This is a genomic window from Paenibacillus sacheonensis, assembly GCF_009909195.1.
In the GTDB taxonomy this organism is placed as follows: Bacteria; Bacillota; Bacilli; order Paenibacillales; family Paenibacillaceae; genus Paenibacillus_Z; species Paenibacillus_Z sacheonensis.
On sequence record NZ_JAAAMU010000001.1, the window covers coordinates 280363 to 304813 of the forward strand.

22 protein-coding genes and 1 tRNA gene are annotated in these 24451 nt (G+C 53.4%); 21 read left to right on the top strand and 2 right to left on the bottom strand.

Features of this window, described 5'->3' with window-relative positions; genetic code table 11:
* Positions 1-62 precede the first annotated feature (62 nt).
* Both coaE and GT003_RS01070 read left to right on the top strand, forming a co-directional pair.
* Positions 63-659, top strand: a complete 597-nt coding sequence (coaE, locus tag GT003_RS01065) for a dephospho-CoA kinase (RefSeq protein ID WP_161693523.1) — start codon at positions 63-65, stop codon at positions 657-659.
* On the top strand, positions 656-1240 hold the full coding sequence (locus GT003_RS01070) for a lytic transglycosylase domain-containing protein (RefSeq protein ID WP_161693525.1): 585 nt from the start codon (positions 656-658) through the stop codon (positions 1238-1240). The genes coaE and GT003_RS01070 overlap by 4 nt, the downstream gene beginning before the upstream one ends.
* A 60-nt stretch (positions 1241-1300) precedes the next feature.
* Here the strand turns inward: GT003_RS01070 and GT003_RS01075 are convergent, their stop codons facing one another.
* On the bottom strand, positions 1301-1516 hold the full coding sequence (locus GT003_RS01075) for an alpha/beta-type small acid-soluble spore protein (protein ID WP_161693527.1): 216 nt from the start codon (positions 1514-1516) through the stop codon (positions 1301-1303).
* Positions 1517-1647: 131 nt separating this feature from the next.
* On the opposite strand from GT003_RS01075, the gene nrdR reads away from it, so the two are divergent.
* The 12 genes from nrdR (at position 1648) to GT003_RS01130 (ending at position 13002) form a co-directional block, all read left to right on the top strand.
* On the top strand, positions 1648-2112 hold the full coding sequence (gene nrdR, locus GT003_RS01080; protein ID WP_161693529.1) for a transcriptional regulator NrdR: 465 nt from the start codon (positions 1648-1650) through the stop codon (positions 2110-2112).
* A 243-nt stretch (positions 2113-2355) separates the two neighbouring features.
* Positions 2356-2428: transfer RNA gene (locus tag GT003_RS01085), tRNA-Ala, on the top strand.
* 177 nt (positions 2429-2605) lie between these two features.
* On the top strand, positions 2606-3124 hold the full coding sequence (locus tag GT003_RS01090; protein WP_161693531.1) for an S-layer homology domain-containing protein: 519 nt from the start codon (positions 2606-2608) through the stop codon (positions 3122-3124).
* A 384-nt stretch (positions 3125-3508) separates the two neighbouring features.
* Positions 3509-3898 carry a MarR family winged helix-turn-helix transcriptional regulator gene (locus GT003_RS01095; RefSeq protein ID WP_161693533.1) on the top strand — a complete coding sequence of 130 codons (390 nt, stop codon included), beginning with the start codon at positions 3509-3511 and terminating at the stop codon, positions 3896-3898.
* Positions 3895-5466, top strand: a complete 1572-nt coding sequence (locus GT003_RS01100; RefSeq protein ID WP_161693535.1) for an MDR family MFS transporter — start codon at positions 3895-3897, stop codon at positions 5464-5466. The genes GT003_RS01095 and GT003_RS01100 overlap by 4 nt, the downstream gene beginning before the upstream one ends.
* Before the next feature lie 356 nt (positions 5467-5822).
* Entirely contained in the window at positions 5823-6182 is a 360-nt protein-coding gene (locus GT003_RS01105; RefSeq protein WP_161693537.1) for a nuclear transport factor 2 family protein, read from the top strand.
* Between the two features lie 123 nt (positions 6183-6305).
* Positions 6306-7685 (top strand): FAD-dependent oxidoreductase, encoded by a 1380-nt coding sequence (locus GT003_RS01110; RefSeq protein WP_161693539.1) that lies wholly within the window; start codon positions 6306-6308, stop codon positions 7683-7685.
* A 92-nt stretch (positions 7686-7777) separates the two neighbouring features.
* Positions 7778-7912 (top strand): hypothetical protein, encoded by a 135-nt coding sequence (locus GT003_RS32785; RefSeq protein ID WP_275589130.1) that lies wholly within the window; start codon positions 7778-7780, stop codon positions 7910-7912.
* A gap of 26 nt (positions 7913-7938) precedes the next feature.
* A complete protein-coding gene (locus tag GT003_RS01115) occupies positions 7939-8616 on the top strand; it encodes a Crp/Fnr family transcriptional regulator (protein ID WP_239565656.1) in 678 nt (225 codons plus the stop codon).
* 317 nt (positions 8617-8933) lie between these two features.
* The gene (locus GT003_RS01120; RefSeq protein ID WP_161693543.1) at positions 8934-10478 is read left to right on the top strand and encodes a spore germination protein; all 1545 of its coding nucleotides are present in this window, start codon (positions 8934-8936) and stop codon (positions 10476-10478) included.
* A gap of 13 nt (positions 10479-10491) precedes the next feature.
* The gene (locus tag GT003_RS01125) at positions 10492-11670 is read left to right on the top strand and encodes a Ger(x)C family spore germination protein (protein WP_275589141.1); all 1179 of its coding nucleotides are present in this window, start codon (positions 10492-10494) and stop codon (positions 11668-11670) included.
* A gap of 237 nt (positions 11671-11907) precedes the next feature.
* On the top strand, positions 11908-13002 hold the full coding sequence (locus GT003_RS01130; protein ID WP_161693547.1) for an endospore germination permease: 1095 nt from the start codon (positions 11908-11910) through the stop codon (positions 13000-13002).
* Between the two features lie 158 nt (positions 13003-13160).
* On the opposite strand, the gene GT003_RS01135 is transcribed toward GT003_RS01130, so the two are convergent.
* Complete coding sequence (locus tag GT003_RS01135) at positions 13161-13508, bottom strand: putative quinol monooxygenase (protein ID WP_161693549.1); 348 nt, start codon at positions 13506-13508, stop codon at positions 13161-13163.
* A 706-nt stretch (positions 13509-14214) separates the two neighbouring features.
* On the opposite strand from GT003_RS01135, the gene GT003_RS01140 reads away from it, so the two are divergent.
* The 7 genes from GT003_RS01140 (at position 14215) to GT003_RS01170 (ending at position 24384) form a co-directional block, all read left to right on the top strand.
* Positions 14215-15306, top strand: coding sequence for a CapA family protein (locus tag GT003_RS01140; protein ID WP_161693551.1), 1092 nt, complete (start codon positions 14215-14217; stop codon positions 15304-15306).
* Positions 15307-15766: 460 nt separating this feature from the next.
* Positions 15767-17299: an RICIN domain-containing protein gene (locus GT003_RS01145; RefSeq protein ID WP_161693553.1), complete on the top strand. Its 1533-nt coding sequence runs from the start codon at positions 15767-15769 to the stop codon at positions 17297-17299.
* A gap of 141 nt (positions 17300-17440) precedes the next feature.
* Positions 17441-19201 carry a sensor histidine kinase gene (locus tag GT003_RS01150; RefSeq protein ID WP_161693555.1) on the top strand — a complete coding sequence of 587 codons (1761 nt, stop codon included), beginning with the start codon at positions 17441-17443 and terminating at the stop codon, positions 19199-19201.
* Between the two features lie 13 nt (positions 19202-19214).
* Positions 19215-20786 (top strand): response regulator, encoded by a 1572-nt coding sequence (locus GT003_RS01155; protein ID WP_161693557.1) that lies wholly within the window; start codon positions 19215-19217, stop codon positions 20784-20786.
* A gap of 104 nt (positions 20787-20890) precedes the next feature.
* Positions 20891-21817, top strand: coding sequence for an ABC transporter permease (locus GT003_RS01160; protein WP_161693559.1), 927 nt, complete (start codon positions 20891-20893; stop codon positions 21815-21817).
* A 19-nt stretch (positions 21818-21836) separates the two neighbouring features.
* Positions 21837-22742: a carbohydrate ABC transporter permease gene (locus tag GT003_RS01165; RefSeq protein WP_161693561.1), complete on the top strand. Its 906-nt coding sequence runs from the start codon at positions 21837-21839 to the stop codon at positions 22740-22742.
* A 58-nt stretch (positions 22743-22800) separates the two neighbouring features.
* Positions 22801-24384: an ABC transporter substrate-binding protein gene (locus tag GT003_RS01170; RefSeq protein ID WP_161693563.1), complete on the top strand. Its 1584-nt coding sequence runs from the start codon at positions 22801-22803 to the stop codon at positions 24382-24384.
* The last annotated feature ends 67 nt before the right edge of the window (positions 24385-24451 follow it).

Consider the following 24451-nt stretch of genomic DNA (forward strand, 5'->3'; position numbering starts at 1 on the left):
TGCGGACCGCCGAGCAACTCTTTAAGGAATCGCTTCTAGATCGGAATTATGAGGTGAATGCATTGAAACTTGGATTAACCGGCGGGATCGCCTGCGGCAAAAGCACGGTGGCCGCAATGCTTGTCGCCCGCGGCGCCAAGCTCGTCGATGCCGATCAGGCAGCCCGGGAAGTCGTGCTTCCCGGCGAGCCTGCCTTGGCGGCGATTGTCGCGGCGTTCGGACAAGCCGTATTAAACGAAGACGGGACGATGAACCGCGCGGAAGTCGGCAGGCTCGTGTTCGATAACCGAGAGCGGCTGACAGCTCTCGAGGGGATCCTCCATCCGGCGATCCGGAATCGGATGTGGGAACAAATCCGCGCGTACGAGGCCGAAGATCCGAAGCAGCTCATCATAGCTGACATTCCGCTTTTGTATGAAACCGGACAAGCCGGCTTATACGATGCGGTTATGGTCGTGTACGTGCCAAAGCGCGTTCAGATGGAACGGCTGATGACCCGTAACTCGTTGACGCACGAGCAGGCCCAGCAGCGCGTCGGTTTGCAGATGGATATCGAAGAGAAGCGCGGCCTAGCCGATATCGTCATCGATAACAGCGGCACGCTTGCGAACACGGAGCAGCAAGTCGATCGCTTCTGGCTGGAGCAGGGATTGTCATGAAGAAGAAGAAAAGACGATTGCGCAAGCGCGTATTTCTCATCTTGGTACTTGGCCTGCTTGCGCTTTTGTTTGTCCGCTCCGAATGGATGAGCCATTGGCTGTATCCGGTGCATTATCGCGAGGCGATCGTCTCGAGCGCGGATACGTACGAATTGGATCCTCATTTGGTCGCGGCGATCATACGCGTGGAGACGAATTACAAGCCTGAAGCGGTATCGCGGAAAGGCGCCGTCGGCATTATGCAGCTGATGCCGGACACCGCGAATTGGGCCATCAAAAAAGGCGGATTCGAGGATATCACGGCGGAATCGGTCGCGAAGCGTCCGGAGGCAGGCATTGAAATCGGTTCCTGGTATTTGGGCGAATTGAACGATCAGTTCGAGGGAAGCATGGTTAAGGTAATTGCTGCCTATAACGCGGGCCCGACGACGGTAAACCGATGGCTGTCCGACGGTACTTGGGACGGCGAGATTGGGACAGTGGATCAGATTCCTTACGGGGAAACAAGACACTATGTACAGCGGGTTATTTATTATTATAATAAGTACGAAGAATTGTATCCCGATTTTCGCGTGGAATAGGTAAGAGCATTGACCGGCTGCCTTGCGGCAGCCAGCCAATGCTTGTCGATCTATCCTTTATTAACGACCTGCAAGAGATTGCTCTGCGATTTGTACCAGTTTACGAGTGATGCTGCCCCCGATGGAACCGGCATCTTTAGTCGTAATATTGCCGTAATATCCATCTTGCGGGATGGCAATACCCAGCTCTTGAGCTACCTCGTATTTCATTTGGTCCAATGCAGCGCTAGCTTGTGGCACTACGAGTTGGTTGCTTCCGCTGTTGTTGTTAGCCATTGTCGTTCACCTCCTTGCGGTTGGTAAATGTATTATGTGCGTTAATGGCCTTTTCATTACAGGTAACCTTTGGGAAATTTTTTAACTTGGTGATTGAAATTCGCATCGCGATTAAACGGAGGAGTTAGACGATGAAATGCCCGTATTGCGACAATGCTGGGACGAAAGTGCTCGATTCCAGACCCGCTAACGAAAATAAGTCGATACGCCGCCGCCGTGAATGCGAGAGATGCACGCGGCGGTTCACCACGTTCGAAATGATCGAGGAAACCCCGCTTATCGTCATCAAGAAGGACGGCAGCCGGGAAGAATTCAGCCGCGACAAAATTTTGCGCGGATTGATCCGCGCTTGCGAGAAGCGGCCGGTGTCCATCGATCAGCTGGAGATCATCGTATCCGAAGCCGAGAAGGAGCTGCGGACGACCGCCCAAGCGGAAGTCGAGAGCCGCGAGATCGGCGAGCTCGTCATGTCCCAGCTTTACCCCGTGGATGAGGTAGCTTACGTCCGGTTCGCTTCGGTGTACCGGCAGTTCAAGGACATCGATATGTTCATGAAAGAGCTGAACAGCTTGCTGGCTAAGGATCCGTTGGCTTAGCGCGTTCCTGCTGCCTGCTCGCCGCTTTTTGCGGCGGGCGGGCTTTATTTTGTTAAGTGGCGTGAGATGGGAAGCGCCTATGCATAGACGGCCAAGGAGGTGGAGGACGGGTTGCCGGCCGGCGGAGACAGGTTTTCGGCTCTTACTTCCTTCATATCTGCGGGCTCAAAAAAAATTGCATAAAAAGCTTGTTTAATCCAGTCCATCCATGCTATACTCTTTCTTGTCGTCACCTTTACATACGGGGCCTTAGCTCAGCTGGGAGAGCGCATCGCTGGCAGCGATGAGGTCAGGGGTTCGATCCCCCTAGGCTCCATAAATAAAGCGCCACTACTTCGGTAGTGGCGCTTTTTTCATGGAGTTCCATAGGGGGAGAACCCCGGGGTTCAGTCCGCGCGCACGCAGCCGGAGGCGGAGGAGCACGGCATTGAAATGAACCGCAGACCCGGCGGATCCGAAGCTTCCTGCCGTTCCGACAGAGCAGCATCCCGTATTGAATCCGAGCGTGACTCCCAGCCCGGCTGAATTGCAGCGCACGCTGCGCCGATTGCTCGATTCTTCTCCCAAAGTCACGTTCCCGGACGTGCGGCCGTCGGACTGGAGCGCGGCGGGCATTGCGATTGCGTCGCAGCTGGGGATCGCCGCAGGCATGCCTGACGGTCAATTCCATGGCAATGCGAACGTAACGCGAGTGGAGTTTGCTGCTATGACAGCAAGAGCCTTGCATCTGGTTACTCCCGTTACGGCCGGCAACCATCCTTTCACGGACACGAAAGGGCATTGGGCGGAAGGCATGATCGCTGCGCTGGAACATGCAGGCGTAGTGAACGGCAAGGGAAATGGTTTATTCATGCCAGATCGACCGATCTCTCGCGCCGAGATCGCCGCGATACTCGCTCGGGTTATGAAGATGACCCCTGCGCCGACGACGAATTCGTTCTCGGATATTTCGAACAGCCGGGCGAAGTCGTACATCGAGCAGCTGCACGCAGCGGGTATCGTCGGGCGGTAAAGGCAACCAGCTGTTCAAGCCGAACGATAACGCCAGCCGCTCCGAAGCGGCCGCGATGATTCTTCGGATGCTTAATGTAACGCTATCGCTTGGTCTTGATGTCTAGGCGTTAGGATTCGATACGGCTGCGGTGGACACTGTGAAATACGGTGTCCATTTTTTATTATGTATCGAAACTATTGACCGCCTCCATAATCTGTTATATCATCTCAGAAGGTAAATATCTTAGTAACTAAGCTATTTAGACGTTAAGCCATTGGCAGCCGAAGCGAATGGCTTGTTAGGAATGGAGGGAGAAGACCCATAGAAGCGAGCGGCAAAGACGCTAAGCTCTCCGAACTTCAACTCATTATGGAGAAGTGGTCGCAGAGAGCGAGAAATCGCTTGAAGACGCTGGAAAACCCGCTCAGTTTGGGCAATGGCCAAATTTCCGTGTTGATGTACTTGAACCAGATTAAAACGTGCAAGGTCAACGATGTCGCCAAATTCCTCGGCGTCACTTCGGGCGCGGCCACCGGACTCACCGACAAGCTCGTCGCTTTGGAGCTGATCGAGCGGACCCGCCAGGAAGAAGACCGCCGAGTCGTGCTGCTCACGTTAACGGCGAAAGGCAAAGCGATCGTCGGGCAGATCTGGAATCAACGGAAAGCATGGTTTACCGGCATTGTCGGGCAGCTGGAAGAATCGCAATTGGACGTTGTTTTGGAAGCTTTCAAGCTGCTGTACGACTTAATCCAAGACAAACAAGATCAGAACAAGGAAGTGGAATCATGACCAATATCAGCCCTAAACAAATTAAATGGATCGTAACCGGGCTTATGCTCGGCTTGCTGCTCGGATCGCTCGATCAAACGATCGTCTCGACCGCGATGCCGCACGTGATCGCGGAATTGAACGGCTTCAGCTTGTACAGCTGGGTATTTACGATCTACATGCTAACCTCGACGACGGCCGTTCCGATCTTCGGCAAGCTGGCGGATTTGTTCGGCAGACGGCTCGTATACTTAATCGGTATGGGGCTGTTTCTCGTCGGTTCGGCCCTTTGCGGGTTGTCGCATGATATGACGCAATTGATCGTATTCCGCGCCATTCAAGGGATCGGGGCAGGCGCCTTGATGCCGATCGCCATGACGATTATCGGCGATATTTTCCCTCCGGACCGCCGCGGCAAGATGCAAGGGATCTTCGGCGCCGTCTTCGGACTCTCCAGCGTGCTCGGTCCGGCGGTCGGCGGCTTTATCGTCGATCATATGGCTTGGCAGTGGATTTTCTACATCAATTTGCCGTTCGGGATTTTCGCGGCTATTATTCTATCGATCGCGCTGAAAGAGTCCAAGAGCACCGAGAAGAAATCGATCGACTGGGGCGGCGCTTCAACGCTTACCGGCGCGGTCGTCGCGTTCCTCCTTGCCATCGAGATGGGCGGAAGCGGTTCATCCGAGGGCGGCATGACGAAGTATCCGTGGGATTCCCCGCAAATCCTCGGCTTGTTCGGCGCCAGCATCGTGCTGGTTCTGTTGTTCCTGTGGATCGAATCCAAGGTGAAAGAACCGATCATTCCGCTTAAACTGTTCAGCGTGCGCGCGATCTCCGTATCCAGCGTCGTCGGCTTCATGATGGGGATGGGGATGTTCGGTGCAATCACGTATATTCCGTTATTCTCGCAAGCCGTCATCGGCACCTCGGCATCGCATTCCGGGTATATTTTAACGCCGCTTATGCTGTCGCTGATTCTCTCCAGCATTCTCGGCGGCCGCCTCATTACGAAGATCAGCTACCGGACCATCGTCATGAGCTCGATGGCGATCATGACGGTCGGATATTTCCTCATGTCGCAAATGTCCGTCCATACGAGCAGCTTGGAACTTATTTTCTACATGATCATCATTGGTTTCGGGATGGGCGCGCTCATGCCGGTGCTTACCATCGCGGCGCAAAGCGCGGTCGGCCACGACCTTCGGGGCGTTGCCACATCGACGACGCAGTTCACGCGTTCCATCGGCGGTACGGTCGGCGTCGCGATCATGGGCGTGATCATGTCCAGCAAAATGACAAACGGCATCGCCGGCATTCAAGGCGATTTCAAAGACATTCCTGCCGATCAATTGACCAAATTGGCCAATCCGCAGTCGCTGCTCCAGCCGGAAGTGAAGGCGCAAATTCCGCCTAAGCTGCTTGCTGCCATGCAAAGCATTTTGAGCGATGCGGTTACATCCGTGTTCGTGATCGGAATTATCGTCGTTCTCGTCGGTTTGCTGGCTTCTGTCTTCTATGGCAAGCTGCGCATGCCGAAACGCGAAGCGGGCGCGGCTCCGATGAAAGCCGAAGCCGAAATGATGTAAGCTGCTAGACGTTCAATTCCTCATGAGCAGCGCCTCCTCCGTATGGGCAGCGGGTTGTCCGCGACGCTCCCTTCCACGGCGATCAATATGGCCGTTGCCGTATTGGGCCGTTTGCAGGTTCCGCTAGTATCAAAAGCAAAACCCCGATATCGCAGGCAATCGCCGGCGATATCGGGGTTTTGCTTTTTCGGGTAACAATCCGTTTTGTAATGCAGCTTACTGCGAACCGCGCTGCCTTCGCAGTAAACTAAGCTTATTCACGCGATTTCTCTTCTGACCCGGATGGTGCGGAATACTTCCCGGCGAACGGGAAAAGCTGTGAGAGGTTAAGATCAGAACGAAGAGAGGGAATGGACATGAATCAAGCCATAATTGATAAGCATATGTTCTCGGTCTGGAGCGAAACCGATCGGGAAAAGAGAAGAGCGGCTATAGACGAAGTGTATGCGAAGGATTGCCTGGTATATGATCCCATGTTTCAAGATCCTTTCCTGGGGCGCAGCAGGCTAATGGACTTGATCGATAACGTGCAAATGCAATTTCCTGGATTCGTCTTCCGCATCGAATCTTACGATACGCACCATCAATCGGTCCGCCTCCGCTGGTCCTACGGAATACCCGGAGAACCTCCCGCGGTTACGGGCGAGGACTTCATGCTCTTTGAAGGCGACCACATTCAGACCATGTATATTTACATTGACCGGCCGTCCGGATGACGATTCCAAGCAGAAGAAGCCGCCCATCGAGGCGGCTTCTTCTGCATTTGAGTAGGGAGGGGGAATTTGGAAAAACTAAATGGGTAAAATTCCGTACGCAAATCGAAGAGGAGGATGACGACTATGGTCCATTATGAGGCTATTATTATCGGATTCGGAAAAGGCGGAAAAACGTTAGCGGCAGCTTTGGCTGATCGAGGTCGCAAAGTAGCGCTAATCGAGCAATCCAAACGCATGTACGGAGGCACCTGTATCAATATCGGGTGCATTCCGACGAAGTCGTTGGTTCATCATTCAAAGCTTTCCCAATTAAAAAAGCTATCGCGTTTCGAAGATCAGGCCGCGGAATATCGCGCGGCCATTGAGAAGAAATCGAGTTTGATCGCTGCACTGAGGCAAAAAAACTTCGAAAACCTCGACAATAACGACATGGTTACGCTCTATACGGGGAAAGCTTCTTTTGCATCCGAACACGAGCTTTCCATTCAAACCGATGAAGGCACGAGCCTGATACATGGCGAGCGTATCTACATCAATACCGGGGCTTCCGTTCATGTTCCCGATATTGAAGGCATTCAGAATAGTCGTCGTGTCTATACAAGCACCACGATCATGGAAGAGCCTGTTCTTCCGAAGCGGCTTGTCATTCTCGGCGCTGGTTATATCGGATTGGAATTTGCCTCTATGTATGCCGGCTTCGGTTCCGAAGTTATCGTTCTGGATGCCCATCGCGACTTGCTCGGGCGGGAAGATCGCGATATCGCGACAGCCGTTCAAGACGCATTAGAGAAGAAAGGGATCCTATTTCATCATGGAGCCTGCATTCAATCCGTGCAGGATACGGAGCAAGGAGTCGTCGTCGCTTATCTCGATGCCGATCATAACCCGCAACAAACAACCGGAGATGCCGTACTGGCAGCGATGGGAAGAAAACCGAATAGTGATGATCTGCAATTGCAAAACGCCGGCGTTGCCGTTACCGAGCGGGGCGCGATCCAAGTGAACGAGCATTTGCAAACGACCGTTCCGCACATCTATGCCATGGGCGACGTCGTAGGCGGACTTCAGTTCACGTATATTTCCCTGGATGACCAGCGGATTATTTTGGATCATTTGTTCGGCAATAAACGCCGGTCGACGCATGACCGTCAATACGTTCCGTACTCCGTCTTTATTGATCCTCCGTTGTCTCGCGTGGGACTGAGCGAACAAGAAGCGATCTCGAAGGGGCATGACGTGAAAGTCGCGATCCTGCCGGCGGCAGCCATACCGCGAGCCAAGTTAAACGAGGAGACAGAGGGACTCCTGAAAGCGGTCGTCGATTCCCGAACGGGCGAAATCTTAGGTTGTTCCTTGTTTTGCGCCGATTCCCACGAGATGATCCATGTCGTTCAAATGGCGATGGAAGCCAAACAACCGTATACCTATCTAAGAGATCATATCTTTACGCATCCGTCGATGAGCGAATCCTTTAACGATTTATTTAAATCGATTACGACTTGAGCTTAAGGACATCCATTCCCAATGTAATGTAGATTACAGATCGAATGCGGCGCGCTGCGCTAAGATGGCCACATAACAAGGAGGGACACACGATGATTAGAATCGAAAATCGAGCCCAATTTCAAGAACGAATGGATCCAGATATCCAAGATATCGTCGGCGAGCATAATGACAAGTCCTTCTTCGCCGATAACCGCGATGCTTCCTCGGCAGCGGCAGACCAGTAACGGCGATGGAACAGGACAAGAATAAGTTGTTCCGTTTATCACAAATCAAACTTTTCGAATCGCTTCCGGCACCCATCATCGACGAGCTCGAACGATCGGCAACCGAATCAAATATGATCACCCTGCCTAAAAACACCATTATCCAAACGCCGGGCAGCGAGAAAAAAGGCGTGTTTTTCGTAATTGCAGGCAAGCTTCAGTTCTATAAAACCAATTCCGCAGGTAAACAATATACGGTTTGCATTCTTAGCGAGGGCGGAATGTTTGGCGAAATCGAATCGTTCTCTTTAGGTACGAGCGGGACGTACGTGGAAACGATGGAAGAAACGGTGATTTATTCGATGCCGAACGACCAGCTCGAACCGCTGTTACGCAAATATTCGGAGCTCGCCTTAAGGTTTCTGTCGGAAGTGAGCACGCGATTGCGAACGCAGGATGAATTAGTGGAAAAAATGGTCTTTCGAGATCTTCGGGGCAAAGTGCTCTACTTTCTCAACAGGCTTTCCATAAAATTCGGCGTCGAGGAAGACGGGTACCGTAAAATAGATATCCCGCTGACGCATCAAGAATTGGCGAATATGATCGGGGCTACAAGAGAAGCGGTATCGCTTGCCATGCAGCAATTATCCAGCGAAGGCATTATCGTGAGCAGCCGAAGAACGGTTATGATTCATGTCCAGAAAACCATGGATGAACTGTCTTGATCTCGATTACGGCATTCATTTCTTACGGTTGATGACTGTTTCGAGTCGCGTCGAACTGTTCGTCGATGGCGGCATGGCTCAAATCCTAGCCTGCTCTTCCTTGCCGTTGTTATAGATAGCGGCTATGCTTGCGGTCATACGATGGATCTAATCTTTATTTCTTTGTGCTCAGGCAGAGGAGTCTGCATACAGCTCCTCTGCCTGAGTTTTTATTTGCCTAGGGTCCAAAGGCGTCATTCGCGGCATACATAAAAATCAGGCAGAAAGGGGAAATTATTCGTTGAAAATAATCATTGACATAAACTGGGGGGAGTCTCGTGATCGGGAAGGGTTTTGGGAAGAGAACAAGGATACCAAAGATCCTCCTGGATAAACCAACGTCTCGTCAGAGTGAACGTCTTTCTTCGTCTCTCGAAGAAAACGAAACGAAACTTCATGCCATATTCGAAAGCTGCTCGGATGTTGTCTTCCGCTCGTTTTATATTGGCGGGCAGCAGCAACGCGCTTTCCTATTCTATATCGATGGATTAGTCGATACTGCGCAATTGGATGAGTCGCTGTTAAGGCCGCTTATGTCAGGCGCGCTTCCAGAGCCGTTCGATGAGATTCCGGAACTTCTTCCCTTCCTCCAAAATCGTCTTATCATGATTTCCCAAGTGAGTCAGACGGCAGAATATGCTCAGATCGAACTCGAAATCTTAAAAGGTTCCGTAGTGATATGCGTGGACAACCAGTCAGAAGCTATTGTAGTTGGCCTGGCCGGAGGCAACACGAGATCCGTTGACGAGCCTGCTTCCGAAAGCACTGTCCGCGGTTCAAGGGACTCGTTCACGGAAATTCTCAGAACGAATACGAGTTTGATCCGCAGAAGAGTTCGATCTTCCCGGTTGAAAATCGAAATGCTCACCGTCGGTGAAATCACGCGAACCGACGTGGCCATCGCCTATTTGAAAGGAATCACGAACGAATCCGCCTTGCAGGAAATAAAATCGCGGATTCATGACATTGAAATCGACGTCGTGCTGGAATCGGGTTACATCGAACAATTAATCGAAGAGAAAACCTATTCCCCGTTCCCTCAGTTTCTCGTGACGGAACGGCCCGACTATCTTGCTGCGGCCCTGCTGCAAGGTCAAGTCGCGATTTTTACGGATGGATCTCCATTTGCGATCAGCGCTCCAATGACGTTTTGGGGGTTCATGCAGGCCGGCGAGGATTATTATGAACGGGTACTGTATATCAATGGCATTCGAATGATCCGTTTCGTCTTTGCTCTGATCGCATTACTATTGCCATCTCTTTATGTTGCGCTAACGACCTTCCATCAGCAAATGATTCCGACGAATCTCCTGCTCAGCATAGCCGCGGCCCGTGAAGGGGTTCCTTTTCCGGCGTTGGTGGAAGCGATATTGATGGAAGTTACGTTCGAGGGCTTGAGGGAGGCCGGCGTCCGCTTGCCGAAGCAGGTCGGACAAGCGGTCAGCATCGTCGGCGGTTTGGTCGTCGGTCAGGCTGCCGTGCAGGCAGGCATCGTATCGGCTCCCATGGTGATCGTCGTTTCCTTAACGGGAATCGCTTCGTTTACCATCCCGCGATATAACTTCTCCATCGCTTTCCGGCTGTTGCGGTTTCCCTTGATTATCCTTGCAGGCATGTTCGGTCTTTATGGCATTTCAATTGGCTTGGTGGTGATCTTGGTGCATCTCAGCGGGTTAAAATCATTCGGGGTTCCCTATCTGTTTCCGGTGGCGCCCGTTACTTGGCAAGGTCTCAAAGACGCCCTGTTCCGTGCGCCCTTGTGGACGCTTTACCTCCGTTCGCAGCCGGTTGGCAGGAAAGCGAAAAGAAAGGGGAGCGGTTGATGTGCCTGCGCGCATGCTTCTTTTGCTTATATTCGTGCCGCTGCTAAGCGGCTGCTGGGATCGGGTCGAAATGAATGATCTCTCTTTTTTTATGGCTTCAGGCTTGGATTCGACGGAAGACGGGAAATTGAAAACGACGATTCAAATACCGATTTCCGCGGGAGCCGGCAGCGGCGAGGGCGGCAAGCCATCGACCGGAGCTTTTGGAAAAACGTACTACGCCGTTTCGGCGATCGGCATAAACATTTACGATGCAGAAAGACAAATCCAGCAAAGGAATTCCCGCCATTTCTTCAAAGGCCATCGTAGAGTCGTGTTTATCGGAGAAGCGCTTGCCAAGAAAGGCATCCAGGATATTCTGGACTACTACTCCAGAGATCCAGGCAGCCGTTTACGGACTTATCTTGTGGTAGCCAAAGGCGGCGAAGCATCGGAGCTCCTTCAAAACGATCACCCCGCGGAGCGCATTCCGGCAGAGGAAGTACGCGAGCTTGAACTTTCCGGGGTCGGGACATCCGTTACGTTCCGCGACTTCATGATGATGCAGAACAGGGATGGAATCGTGCCCGTGACGGGAGCCGTCGAACTTGTGCCGCCTATGCTCGATCCGAATAACAGCGCAGCATCCAAATTCAAAATGTTCCGGCTTTCCTCGACGGCCGTTTTTAAAGACTATCGTTTAGTCGGTTATTTAAACGACGTCGAAACGCGAAGCTTGCGTTGGATCAAAAACGAATCCAAAGAGGAATATTTCGGAAATACGCTTCCCGGACTTAGCGGAAACATCGGCATCGTAATCAATGATTTTAAAAGCAAAGTCAACGTCACCATGAACGGCAACCATGCCCGGGTAATCGTGCAACTTCTGGGTACAGGCTCGATCAATGAAACGAACGTGAATTTGAATCTTAGCGAGCTGTCCAATATGACGATCATCGAGAAACGATTCGGAGAATTAATTTCGCAGCAAACGCTGCGTACGGTAAAAAAAGCCCAAACGGAATGGAAAGCCGACATCTTTGGTTTTGGACTGCATCTGCATCAATTCCATTATCAGACTTGGAAGAAGGTTCGCGCGCAATGGGATACCGTTTTTTCCGAAGCCGACATCGTCGTAACGGCAAAAATCAACCTCCGCCGATCCGGAATCATTGGCAATTCCCTTGAGCATCATGGAGCGGAGAAGAGATGATCATGCGCTCGCTTCTCTTTTTGTTAGGATTTGCTGCTCTGCTAATTATTCAGTTCCGCTATATGCGCCATTCGGCTTCCAAAAAAGATCTATGGATCGCTTCGATTCTCTTACTCGGTTCCGCATGGCTGGGATTCCTTATAATTTGGCATGTACCCATTCTCAGTCCGTCGGTTCTTCTGAGAAAATGGTTAACGCTGCTTGTTGAATGAACCTGCTGGAGAGGAAGTTTTTGAGGTGGAGACTTATGGGCCGAACGATCGGATTTCGAAACTGGAACTATGGATACTCATGTTTGTTTTTACGATGGGCAGCTCGCTTAACTTGCAAATCGGTTACGCTGCAGGGCATGATTCATGGATTTCTGCCATCATCGGCACGGCGGCAGGGCTGGGAATCAATTGGATTTACGCATTCCTATGCGAGAAATACCCGAAAAAATCGTTGGTAGAAATCGCACACCTCTTATTGGGGCCCTATGCCGGTAAATTAGTCGGTTTATTGTATACCTGGTATGGGATTTTTCTCGGGGCTTATGTATTGCGCAATTTCACGGATTTGACGGGGGCCGTGCTGCTGCCGAGGACGCCTTCCGTAACCATAGGCTGCATGATGATCTGCGTAGTGGGATGGACGGTATTTAAAGGGGTGGAAGTCATATGCAGATGCGCGATTATCTTACTGGTGCTTACCGTGGGCTCAACGCTCGTTATCCAACTCTTATTAATACCGGATATGGATCCGAAAGCCGTACTGCCGATTTTCGAGAGCGGTTGGATGTCCATACTCAAAGGCGCGGGCCAAATCGCCACCGTGACGTTCGGCGAAACCATCTTGTTTTCCATGCTGATTCCGTATGTCAATCAATCGGCAGCCGTACAAAAAACCGTCCTCTCCATGGTTGCCATCGTAGGCGTTTTTATTGCCATTCAGGTGCTCGCCGTTGTCTTGGTTTTAGGGGAGATCACTAACGATCAGCTGTTTCCAAGCTATACCGCCTTGACGTATATCGCGGTCGGAGATTTTATCGAGCGAATCGAGCCTTTCGGGTTTACGGTTTGGATCTTCAATGAATTTACCAAACTATGCGTCTGTTTGTTTGCGACCACCTTGGCCTTGTCGCAGACGACCGGAAGCCGGGATTACCGATTTTATATCATCCCCATCGGACTGCTGACGCTTCTCGGATCCATTATTATTCATCCCAATCAGTTGGATGTCGTTGCATTTGTAAAAGATATTTGGCCGCTGTATTCCATTCCTTTTCTGATTCTCGTTCCGTTGTTCATGCTGTTCGTCTCTTTGGTGAAGCGAAAACGGTGGAACGTTTGATTGAATAGCGGATGAGCACGAATCGCATGATGTATCGCCATGAAAAATCCCCTCCGGTCAACAAGGTCGAGTTTCATTGCACATGAAACTCTCATTGTCTATCGTATGGGGATGTAAGCGTTAATTAGTTGCAGCGCTGCCGTATTTTCGTTTCCGAATTAAGAAAAATGCTTACCCGCTGTAATCGCAGTTCCCCATTCGCCCATCGGCGTATAGAAGCTAAGTTCTCGTCCCAATAAAAACTCGGCTGCTTTCGTGTAGGGACCTTGACGGTAAGCTTTGGATTCTTCTTCTGCCAGCCAGGTCTCTTTAGAGCAGTTCCAAATTTCATAAAAGACGATTTCATCGGGGTTATCGACATTCTCGTGAACAATTCCATTTACGAATGTCGGTTCTTTTGACATCGTATCAAACAAAGGCTTCAAATTATCGAAGAAAGCCGCTTTGTCCGAATTTGGCTTTAGCTGAAAACGCGCAATAATGACACACTGTTCGGTTTGGTTCATGATCAAAACTCCTTGTTTTTATTTTCCGGGGATACTTCGGATTATACGAGGAACTTCAGGCGCGAGTCTGTATGCTAGATTACAGTCGGCCTGGGATGAGATGGGATCGGATGGGAGCCGCCATTGTCACGGTCAATCACGAATAGCATGGCTTGGATGGTAATTATTTATGAATCGGTCGTGCGGTCGGTCGAAGAGGTCCAGCAAGTGAGTTTCTTTTTTGCCGCGTTTATGGTTTCTAGCCCTAGAGATAATGCAGCGGAAGGCGTTACGGCGTTTGGGACGGCGGCCATGGTGAGGGGCAGCGGCCCGGGCGAGCGAAGCAGGAATTCCTAAATTGACATATTGCAAAATTGTAATCTACAATAGCGGCATGACCAGCTCCATCGAGATTTTCAAGGCGCTTCCCAATGAAGCGCATATTCGAATTTTAGAATGGCTGAAGGATCCGATCACTCATTTTTCTCTCCGGGAAGGGGCTGATCTTATTGCAGTCGGGGTATGCGTAAGTCAAATCACCGAAAAATTGAATATGAATTAATCTACGGCTTCGCAACATCTGTTCATGCTTTGGAGCTCCTCTCCTACGAACACAAGGCATCCGATCCGCGGCGATCGGGTGCCTTGTTCAGTCCGCAAACCAATTTCGCCCTGATGGCATATGGTAGTGTATCGAAGACTGCCATAAGAATTGGGGGAAGACCGGATGTCCAAACAAATCGTGGTCGCGGCGGTCGGCGATCTGTTGATGAAGCCGCTGCTGATTAAATCGCTGCATACTGGCGCGCAAGCGGCCGGCACGGGCAGTCAAGGCGGGACAAACTATGCATTCGAGCAGATGTTCGAACCGGTTGCCCGTTATTTGCAGGACGCGCACTTGACGATCGGCAATCTGGAAACGACCTTCGCCGGCGGCCGGGAGGCGGACTTTAACAAGACGAAGCGCAATCCAAAGAACCGGAACCCGTTGTTCAAAAGCCCGGACGCTTTAGCGCCGGCGCTCTCGGCGGCCGGCTTCGACGTGTTCGCGACGGCCAATAACCATTGCGCGGATTACGGCGTTCGCGGACTCGTACGGACGCTGGACGTACTCGATAAGAACGGCCTCGGCCACGTCGGAACCTACAGGAGCGCGGAGGAATCGCGCAAGCTCTGCGTGCGGAACGTCGAGGGCATCCGCATCGGCATCTTGTCGTATACGCGGGATACGAACGGCATGTCCGTACCGAAGGGCCAGCCGGCAGGCGTCAAGAAGCTCGTGCGCGCGCGGATGAAGAACGATATGAAACGGCTGCGGGCAGCCGCGGATTTTATCATCGTGTGCATGCATTGCGGTTTCGAATACGAGGAAAGCCCTGCCGCCCACCAGAAGGAATGGGTCCGCTTCCTGTTCCGAAACGGCGCGGACGTCGTGCTGGGATCGCATCCGCATGTCCTCCAGCCCGCGATCACGCGGATCGTGAAGGATGTCTCGGGGCGGACGAGAAAACGGTTCGCCATCTACTCGCTCGGCAACTTTGTCTCCACCCGGCTTCACGGCAAAGACGCGGCGCTGACCGGTATCATCGTTCGGCTTCGGCTGCGCAGCACGAACGGCCAGGTCCGGCTCGACGGCATCGAAGGCGTCCCTACCTGGGTCGGCATGACGAAGAAAAGCAAATGCCGCATCGTGCCGCTGCAGGAAGCGATCGGCAAACCGGACGAATATCCCGAGGAACAGTTGGCCCGAATGAAACGCGCCTATCAACGCACGCTGCGCATGTACAGAGGGGTACTGCCGTTTCCGAATGACGAGTGAGGGACGCCTTCTAGCGGATTTCGGTGGGCTCGACGACGCCTTTCCCTGGAAGGCGTTTTTTCTGTGCTAGAAACGCAAGGCTCCTATTCGCCAGCTTCTTCCCTAGATGGATGGATGGACGTTCAATGCCGTAATACGAAGCGGCTGCGATGATATAGCTAACCGCAACCGTCAATACCAACCGCGAAGAGCCAGCCTTATCGGAAGAAACCGACCGTTTCGTTGATTCGTTTTAGTTTTCGTTGCAAAGATGCGTGTTCAACGTAATCGTTCTTATACTACACTGAACGAGCAAATCGATTTTGAAAGCGTTTTATGAAAGCCTTTACTCAGAAAGGAGGACAGGTTGTAACGGGCAGTATACGGCGGCAAGCTGCAGCTCGAATACGCGTGGATCGATCATGACACATGCAAGCGAACTTCAACCACGACAAATGATTAGGAAGGGTGCGTATTTCCCATGATAAATGCAACAGGGTTTACCAATTCCAGAAAACTGCTGTCCTTCATGTTGGCTGCGCTGTTCGTCATCTCGGCCTTTATGTATGCCAAGCCTGCGCAAGCGGCATCCGTGACGGTCGTCAATAATTCGGATCGGTACGACGTCGACGGCAATCCGATCTGGGCGCAAGGCGGCTGGGTCATGCAGGAAGGCGGCACGTTCTACTGGTATGGCATGGATTTCTCCGTGTCCGGCGTGAAGAAAGTCAATGTCTATACGTCGACGGATTTGAACCACTGGACGAAACACGAGAACATTGTCGATTTCTCGTCGATCAATGCGAAGCTCGATGCGATCGGCGACACCAGCACGATTCGATTTGCCCACTCCCAATGGGTCGGCAGGCCGTTCGTGAAGTACAACAGCTTAACCGGCAAGTACGTCATGTTCGCCGAATGGAGCAATGGCGACGGCAATCGCAATAAGTTGACGCTGTTCACGAGCGATTCGCCGAACGGACCATTCGCGTACGAGAAGAACATCAGCCAGCCGGGCGGCTACAAGATGGGCGATCTGGGATCCATCTTCACCGATGCCGACGGCAGTACCTACATTACGTACACGATCGATTATAACACCACGAACGGCGGACTCCAGATCAGCAAGCTGACGCCGGATTTCATGAATCTCGCGGCAACGACCAAGACGTTCGTTTCGACGGGACCTTTCAAAGAAGCGACGACCTTGTTTAAGTACGGCACCAAATACATCATGATGGCCTCCACGACGAACGGTTGGAATTCCAGTCAAACCTGGTGCTACTCGGCCGACAGCTTGAACGGAACATGGGCTTCGCCTTACGTATGCGCGACCAGCCCGTATTCGGGCAATTCTTTCGACACGCAGATCGACCAAGTGCTGCCGATCCAAGGCACCGCGGGCACGGTATACATGTACATCGGCGATCGATGGAACAATAAGGGAGGAAGCACGGGCATCGGCCGCAATCAGTGGTACCCGCTGACCTTCGACGGCAGCGGCAAGCCGACGATTAACGGGTACTCGCAATGGAGCGTGGACCCGGCGGCAGGCACATGGTCTCCTTCGTCCGCGCTCGATACGACGCAATCGTATGCCCTCGTGAACCGTAATTCCGGCAAGGCGCTGGGCATTGTCAACAATGCCGCGTCGGACGGCGGACTGGTCGAGCAGCAGCCGAACACGGGAGCCGCCAGCCAATCGTGGAAGCTGACCGACGCGGGTTCCGGCCGCTATTACATCCAGAACATCAACAGCGGCAAGGTTTTGGAGATTTCCGGCTTCTCCACGGCCGTCGGCACGCAAGCCTCCCAATGGACGAATAACGGCGGGGCCAACCAGCAGTGGCTGCTTGTCGATGCCGGCGGCGGTTATTACAAAATCAAGAACGTCTACAGCGGCAAAGTGCTTGGCATGAGCGGCGGTTCGAAGGACAACGGAGCGCCCTGCATCCAGTGGGCGGAGACCGGTTCCTTGAATCAGAACTGGAGCTTGACCGTCGTAACGCCATAAACTTGCTAGTCACGTTAAGCCGGCATAGCGTACCGGGGATGGCCTCTTGAGGCGTCTCCGGTATTTTCTCGTTTTTCCCCCGGTGCTTCCGTCGTCGGACGGAACCCGAACTATCACTTACTTACGAGGCAAGGTGTCCCTATGGCGCGACGATTTTCCATTCGCAATGATTTGCCGTTCACGTACAAAATGATGATTGCCTACTTGGCGCTCGTGCTCGTCACGGACATCGTAATCGGCTACGTGTCGTACGGAATGCTCGTCAAGTCGCGTACGGAGGTGGCCGAGACCGGCATCCGGGCGGCGCTCGAGCAGACCCGGAATAACGTCGATTACCGGATGACCGAAATCCGGCGGATCTCCGATCAGCTATTCAGTAATTTGGCATTCCAGCGAGCCTTGCAGCATCACGGCGATCGGCTAAGCATGTATTATACGATGATCGACGATATTTTCCCGGAGCTGCAGGCGCCGCTTGAGCTGTTCGGAAGCCCGATCCGTCTGACGCTGTACGCCGTCAATCCCCAAATCGGGGAAGCAGGCAGATCGAATGCCGAAAGTCCGATCGCGAGAAGCGAGTTCTTCGTGCAATCGGTTGACGTCCTGAAGAGTCGTCCGTGGTTCCGTCAGATGCAGGCTTCCGGAAGGGATACGAACGTCTGGATTCAAGCCGATACGGACAAAGATTTGGACAACATATCGCTCATTCGCAAGCTGGTCTCGTACGGGGATTATCAAACCGCGATCGGTTATGTCCGAATTACCGTCAACATCGACAGCCTGATCGGCAATCTGACCAAATATCCGAAAGAGCAGGGCATGGGCATTCGCGTCATCGACCGCGCCACCGGCAAGGCGATGTACGAACGCGATTCCGCGCTGCCCCGGGCGTCAGGCAAGACGTATTTGAACCTGCGCGAGGAGGCGGCGGAGACGCCGTTCTCCATCGAGGTCCAAGTGCCGCGCGAGTACTTGAGCAAGGACGCGAAGCGACTGCAGCGGACGCTTGGCCTGATCTGCGCAGCCAGCTTCGCCGTCATGGGGGGCATCGGGTTCGCCGTGGCTGCCCTGTCTGGGCGAAGGATGAAGCGAATCGTATCGCTCGTCCGCGCCTTCCAGGACGGCAAGCTGGACCGAAGGCTCGAAGTGAACGGCAACGACGAATTCGGGCTGATCGCCCATTCGTTCAACAGCATGGCGGCCAGCATCCAAACGTTGATCCAAGACGTGTACCGGCAAGGCATTCATAGGAAGCAGGCGGAGCTTGAGGCGCTGCAGGCGCAGATCAATCCGCATTTTCTGTACAATACGCTGTCGACGATCAGCAGCCTGAATAATCTCGGCAAGAAGAAAGAAGTCACGGCGACCGTGAAGCAGCTTTCGCGATTTTACCGGCTGACGCTCAATAACGGCCAAGTCATCATTCCGCTCGAGAAAGAACTGCAGCAGGTGTCCGCCTATCTGGATATCCAGCGGGTTAAATATGCCGACGCGTTTCAAGTCTACGTGGATATGGAGCCCGAGCTCCAAGGCGTGAAAATCATTAAACTGCTCCTGCAGCCGTTCGTGGAGAACATCTTCAAGCATGCCTGGTTCGGGGAGACGATCGCGATCCGTCTTACGGCCAAGCGGGCCGGGAACGATCTGGAATTAAAAGTCATCGACACCGGCATCGGCATGCGCCCGGAAACGGTCGAGCGGGTGCTTCGCGGCGCCGCGCAGTCGAACGCCTACGGGCTCAAGAACGTGGAGGAACGGATCAAGCTTCGGTACGGGCCCGACTACGGCGTGCAGATCGCCAGCGTGTACGGCGGAGGAACGACCGTCCGGCTGCTGCTACCCATTCGGACGGAAGGCTCCGACCTTCCGGAAGATACGCGTTATCCAGGCAATCAAGGCTAAAAGGAGAAGACAGATGGAGATAACGATATTGCTCGTGGACGACGAAGCCATCGATTTGGAATGGCTGCAGGTGAGGGTGGAGAGCGGCAATTACGACGGACTGCGGGTCGTGGGCGCGGCGAAGAGCGGCTTCGCCGCGCTGGCCGCGATGGAGCGGGAGCGCATCGACATGATTCTGACGGATATTCGCATGCCGATCATGTCGGGCATGGAGTTCGCGCGGAAAGCGAAGGAGATCCAGCCCGACGTCCGCATCGTATTCATCAGCGGGCATGATGATTTTCAGTACGCGAAGGAAGCGATCCAGCTGCATGCGTACGATTATTTGTTGAAGCCCGTCGACGACGACGACTTGGAGAAGACGCTGACCGGCCTGTGCGCGAAAATCAGGGAAGAGCGCCGCAGCCGCTCCGCCGCGAGCGAGGCGCTGCCTTACGTGAAGCGGGAGTTGCTTCTTCGTTGGTTCCGCGAAGCGTCGCCGAATTCCGCCGAAGATCGGGTATCCGAATTTCTCGCCCCCTGCCTTCGGGAAGGCGCCGCCGTCGCGCTGATCGAGCCGGACGACAGGGAGCGGCTTGCGAAGGAGATGCCACTCGAGGAACGGAGGGCGCTCTGGGCGCGGGTGGAATCGTTCCTCGCGGATTTTGCCCAGAGCGAGGGGCTGGGGGAATTCATGAACGGGTTCAACGACAGGTTCATCCTGCTGGTTACGGCTGCGGACGAGGCTGGCGCTTCGCTGGACAAGATGATTTTTGCGTTTCGCAAAGCTTTTCCGTTCACGATCACGATCGGCCTCGGCGATCGCGCTTATCGCGCGGAGGACCTTCATGCGTCGTATCGCCAGGCCGAGACCGCGCTAAGCATCAAATGGCTCGTGGGCAAAGACAGGGTCATTCGCGACGCTTCTTCGCGGACGACGGGGAAGCCGGCAGCGGCGGATACGGAACGGCTTGTCCAAGCGATGCTCCAAGCGATGCTCGAATACGATTTGGTCAAGATCGACGATTGCCTGCAGGCTTTATTCTCGCCGGACGGGGGACCGCTTCGCAAGAGCGAGGCCTATGATTTGATCGTCCGCATCACGTCCAAGCTGCACGGCGGCTTGCAGCTGCTGAACGAAAATCTGTACGAGCTGCTGAACTGGGAGGCGCAAGAACCCGTGCTGTTATTCGAATTCGAGACGATGGCCGATCTCGTATCATGGCTGCGGAGACGGTTCTTCGAGCTGTCCGAGCTTCTCATCACCAAGAGGCGCAAGCAGGACCGCAAGCTGATCGCGGCGATTATCGGCTACATGGAAGAGCGGCTGGCGCACAAGGTCACGTTGAGGGAGGTCGCGACGCATTTCGATTTTACGCCGAATTATTTGGGCTATCTGTTCAAGGAGGAGACGGGCATGACGTTCAGCGACTACATCAACGACGTTCGCATCAAGAAGGCCCGCGTCATGCTGGACGATCCGCTGATGAAGATCTACGAGATTTCGGACAAGGTCGGCTACAACAACGTGATTTACTTTAACCGCATGTTCAAGCAAGCCATGGGCATGACGCCGGGCGAATACCGGAAAAAGAATAAAATCTAAACCCGATCGTTGAATTGTTTTAGTTATCGTTGACTCGCTTACTTATGTCGAATCCTGTCTCTTTCTTATAATGAGTCCAGTAGATAAGAAAGGAGTAGAGCATGATGACAGAGAAACGGCATTCCTTCTGGCGCGACGTCGCGAAGTATCGAACGCTTCTGATCATGATCTCGCCGGCCGTGTTGTTGGTTTTGTTGTTCTCGTACATTCCGATGGCCGGGATCGTGATCGCCTTCAAGCAGTTCAATTACACGGGCGGCGTGTTCGGGAGTCCTTGGGCGGGGTTCGACAATTTTAAATTCTTCTTCCAATCCGGCGATGCTTGGCGCGTTACCCGAAATACCGCGTTATACAACATCGGTTTCATGGTGCTCGGCAACCTGCTGCAGATCGCGGCGGCCGTCCTGCTGTTCGAGGTCGGGGGCAAATGGTTCCGTAAAATCATTCAATCGGCGTTGTTCCTTCCGTATTTCATCTCGTGGGTCGTGGTCGGCTCGATCGCATACAATTTCTTCAGTTACGACGTCGGCGCAATCAACAACGTACTGGCTTCGTTAGGAATGGAACGCATCGACATCTACAATACGCCGGCTTACTGGCCGTATATCCTCGTATTCTTCCATACGTGGAAGCTGCTCGGCTACGGCACGGTCATGTATTTGGCCGCCATTACGAGCATCGATACGGAGATGTACGAAGCGGCGGAGATGGACGGCGCGAACGTCTTCCAGCGCATCATGAAGGTGACGATTCCGAACTTGATTCCGACCTTCATCATCTTGGCGCTGCTGGCTGTGGGCAACATCTTCCGCGGAGATTTCGGCATGTTCTATAACGTGATCGGCAACAACGGCATGCTCTTCTCGGCGACGGACGTCATCGACACGTTTGTCTTCCGGCTTCTCATGAACACCAACGATTTCGGCATGTCTTCGGCGGCCGGCGTCTACCAGTCGGTTCTTGGCTTCGTGACCATCTTGGCCGTCAATTACGCGGTACGCAAGTACGACAAGGATCGCGCACTATTCTAATCGGGGAGGGGACAAACCTATGCAAGGACTAAGCGTGCGAAGCAGCAGGCAGAAGGACCGGCTCCTTCTATCTCTCATCGGCTACGCGATGCTGGGGGTTATGGCGTTTATCTGCGTCGTTCCGTTCGTGATCGTCCTTTCGTCGTCGTTAACCGATGAAAACACGATTCGCATGAACGGCTTCGGGCTGATTCCGAAAGTATTCTCCGCGGAAGCCTACCGGATGATCTTCGAATATCCCGACGATATCGTACGGGCCTACGGGGTGACGCTCGTCGTCACCGCGATCGGAACGGCACTCGGGTTATTCCTGACCGCCATGACGGCTTACGTGCTCTGCCGCAAGGATTTTAAGTGGCGCAATCATTTCGCCTTCTACTTCTTCTTCACGACGCTGTTCAGCGGCGGACTCGTGCCGTGGTACTTATTGATCGTGAATTACCTGGATATGAAGAACACGCTTGCCGCGCTCATTATACCGACGCTCGTTAACGTGTTTTATATCATGGTCATGCGGGCGTTCCTGGCCGGCATTCCGGATGCGATCTCGGAGTCGGCCAAGATCGACGGCGCCGGCGACTTCCGAATCTTTCTCAGCCTGATTCTTCCGCTCTCCAAGCCGGCGCTGGCGACCGTGGGATTGTTCCTTGCGCTCGGCCATTGGAACGACTGGTACAGCGCGCTGCTCTTCATCTCGGACGACAAGCTGATGCCTTTGCAGTATTACCTGTATCAGATGCTTGGCAATCTGGAGGGCATGCGCAAGGCCATGCTCAGCTCGGGGACGGACATTTCCGCGAACATTCCAGGCGAAAGCCTGAAGATGGCGATGACGGTGGTCGCCTGCGGCCCGATCCTGTTCGCCTATCCGTTCATCCAGAAATATTTCGTGCAAGGCCTGACGATCGGCGCGGTCAAAGGATAAGCTCGGGGATACCCGGTTTATTATAGCGTTTCTCATTCAAAGCAAGGGGGAAATCAACATGATGAAGAAGAAGAAAAAGCTCGGTCTCGTATTGACCGGCGTCCTGGCGGCATCGATGGTACTAAGCGCTTGCGGTCAGAGCAACAACGGCGCGAATAACGGTGCGGCGGCGAACGGCTCCGGCAGCGACGACGGCGGCGCGGCGAACAACCAGGCTGCGAACGACGCGATCGATACGTCCAAAGCGGTCAATCTGAAGATGGTCATGCTCGGACCTAAGCCGGCCGATTACGACCAGGTATTCGGCGAGATCAACAAGCAGCTCAAAGAAAAAGTCAATGCGACCATCGATGCCGAGTTCCTGGACTGGTCCGACTGGGGTCAGAAGTATCCGCTCAAATTCGCGGCAGGCGAAGATTTCGATCTTATCTATACGTCCAATTGGGCTAACTACAACGATCAATCGAACAAAGGCGGTTTCCTCGAGCTGACGGACGACATGCTGGCCAAGTACATGCCGCAGACATGGGCAGCGATGCCGAAGGTCAAATGGGACCAAGCCCGCGTCAACGGCAAAGTGTACATGGTCCCTCAAAACCAAAGCAAAGAATTCACGGACAAGCTGATCCTGTACCGCGGCGACCTGCTCGAGAAATACAAGCTGCAGCCGATCGACAGCCCCGAGACGTACCAAGCTTATTTGGAAGCGGTCGCGAAGAACGAGAAAGGCATGACGCCGTATGGCCTCGAAGCCAGCGATACCAAGATGCACAATCTCGACAAGCAGCTGCTGCTGCAGAAGAACAACTGGTTCTCGGTCGGCGATACGTCGCTCGCGTTCAAGGTGGACGACGCCAAAGGCCAAGTCTTCAGCATCTACGATACGCCCGAATTCAAAGACCTGTTGACGTATTACAAATCCCTCGCGGACAACGGCGGCTGGTCGAGAAACGCCTTGACCAACAAAGGCGATACCACGGGAGACTTCAAAGCGGGCAAGGTCGCTTCGATGTCGCATAACGTCACTGCGCTCGGCGGCATCCTGGCGGAAGTCGACAAGACGCATCCGGAATGGAAGGCGACATTGGCCGACCTGACGCCGGACAGCCACAAATCGGCCGCGATCTCCACGCAAAACGGCATCGCGATCCACGCGACGTCCAAGGAGCCGGAACGCGCGATGATGGTGCTGGATTTGCTCCAAAACGACAAATCGCTTCATGACCTGATCATGTACGGCATCGCCGGCACGAACTACGAGCCGGTCGGCGACGATAAGTTCACGAAGACGGACAAATACGGCAATTTCAACTCCTTCTCCAACTGGGCCTGGAACTCCCCGCTGAACCGCGTGGATACGACATACCCGCAAGCGGCGCAGGACGTAGAGAAGAAATGGGCGGCGCAAGTATTCCACTATCCGCTGGAAACGTTCGTCTTCGACAACTCGAAGGTGCTGAACGAAGTGACCAACGTAGGCAACGTCATGATGCGCTATGGCGTGCCGCTGGAATACGGGCTCGTGCCGGATACGGCCAAAGGCCTGGAAACCTTGCAAAAACAGCTGAAGGCAGCCGGCATCGACAAAATCAAAACGGAACTGCAAAGCCAAATCGACGCCTTCCTTGCGAAGCAGGGATAAGCTGTCATTCCGACAGGATGCGAAGCGCCAGCCGCTTGGCATCCTGTTTTCTTTAGAACGGTATAGA

Excerpts from the sequence above, each read along its gene's own strand:
- GT003_RS01140 (WP_161693551.1), top strand. The coding sequence starts at position 14,215 with ATGTCCAAACAAATCGTGGTCGCGGCGGTCGGCGATCTGTTGATGAAG.
- GT003_RS01150 (WP_161693555.1), top strand. The coding sequence starts at position 17,441 with ATGGCGCGACGATTTTCCATTCGCAATGATTTGCCGTTCACGTACAAA.
- GT003_RS01125 (WP_275589141.1), top strand. The coding sequence starts at position 10,492 with ATGCTTCTTTTGCTTATATTCGTGCCGCTGCTAAGCGGCTGCTGGGAT.
- GT003_RS01100 (WP_161693535.1), top strand. The coding sequence starts at position 3,895 with ATGACCAATATCAGCCCTAAACAAATTAAATGGATCGTAACCGGGCTT.
- GT003_RS01075 (WP_161693527.1), bottom strand. The coding sequence starts at position 1,516 with ATGGCTAACAACAACAGCGGAAGCAACCAACTCGTAGTGCCACAAGCT.
- GT003_RS01105 (WP_161693537.1), top strand. The coding sequence starts at position 5,823 with ATGAATCAAGCCATAATTGATAAGCATATGTTCTCGGTCTGGAGCGAA.
- GT003_RS01145 (WP_161693553.1), top strand. The coding sequence starts at position 15,767 with ATGATAAATGCAACAGGGTTTACCAATTCCAGAAAACTGCTGTCCTTC.
- GT003_RS01160 (WP_161693559.1), top strand. The coding sequence starts at position 20,891 with ATGACAGAGAAACGGCATTCCTTCTGGCGCGACGTCGCGAAGTATCGA.
- nrdR (WP_161693529.1), top strand. The coding sequence starts at position 1,648 with ATGAAATGCCCGTATTGCGACAATGCTGGGACGAAAGTGCTCGATTCC.
- GT003_RS32785 (WP_275589130.1), top strand. The coding sequence starts at position 7,778 with ATGATTAGAATCGAAAATCGAGCCCAATTTCAAGAACGAATGGATCCA.
- GT003_RS01155 (WP_161693557.1), top strand. The coding sequence starts at position 19,215 with ATGGAGATAACGATATTGCTCGTGGACGACGAAGCCATCGATTTGGAA.
- GT003_RS01165 (WP_161693561.1), top strand. The coding sequence starts at position 21,837 with ATGCAAGGACTAAGCGTGCGAAGCAGCAGGCAGAAGGACCGGCTCCTT.
- GT003_RS01135 (WP_161693549.1), bottom strand. The coding sequence starts at position 13,508 with ATGAACCAAACCGAACAGTGTGTCATTATTGCGCGTTTTCAGCTAAAG.
- GT003_RS01170 (WP_161693563.1), top strand. The coding sequence starts at position 22,801 with ATGATGAAGAAGAAGAAAAAGCTCGGTCTCGTATTGACCGGCGTCCTG.
- GT003_RS01070 (WP_161693525.1), top strand. The coding sequence starts at position 656 with ATGAAGAAGAAGAAAAGACGATTGCGCAAGCGCGTATTTCTCATCTTG.
- GT003_RS01110 (WP_161693539.1), top strand. The coding sequence starts at position 6,306 with ATGGTCCATTATGAGGCTATTATTATCGGATTCGGAAAAGGCGGAAAA.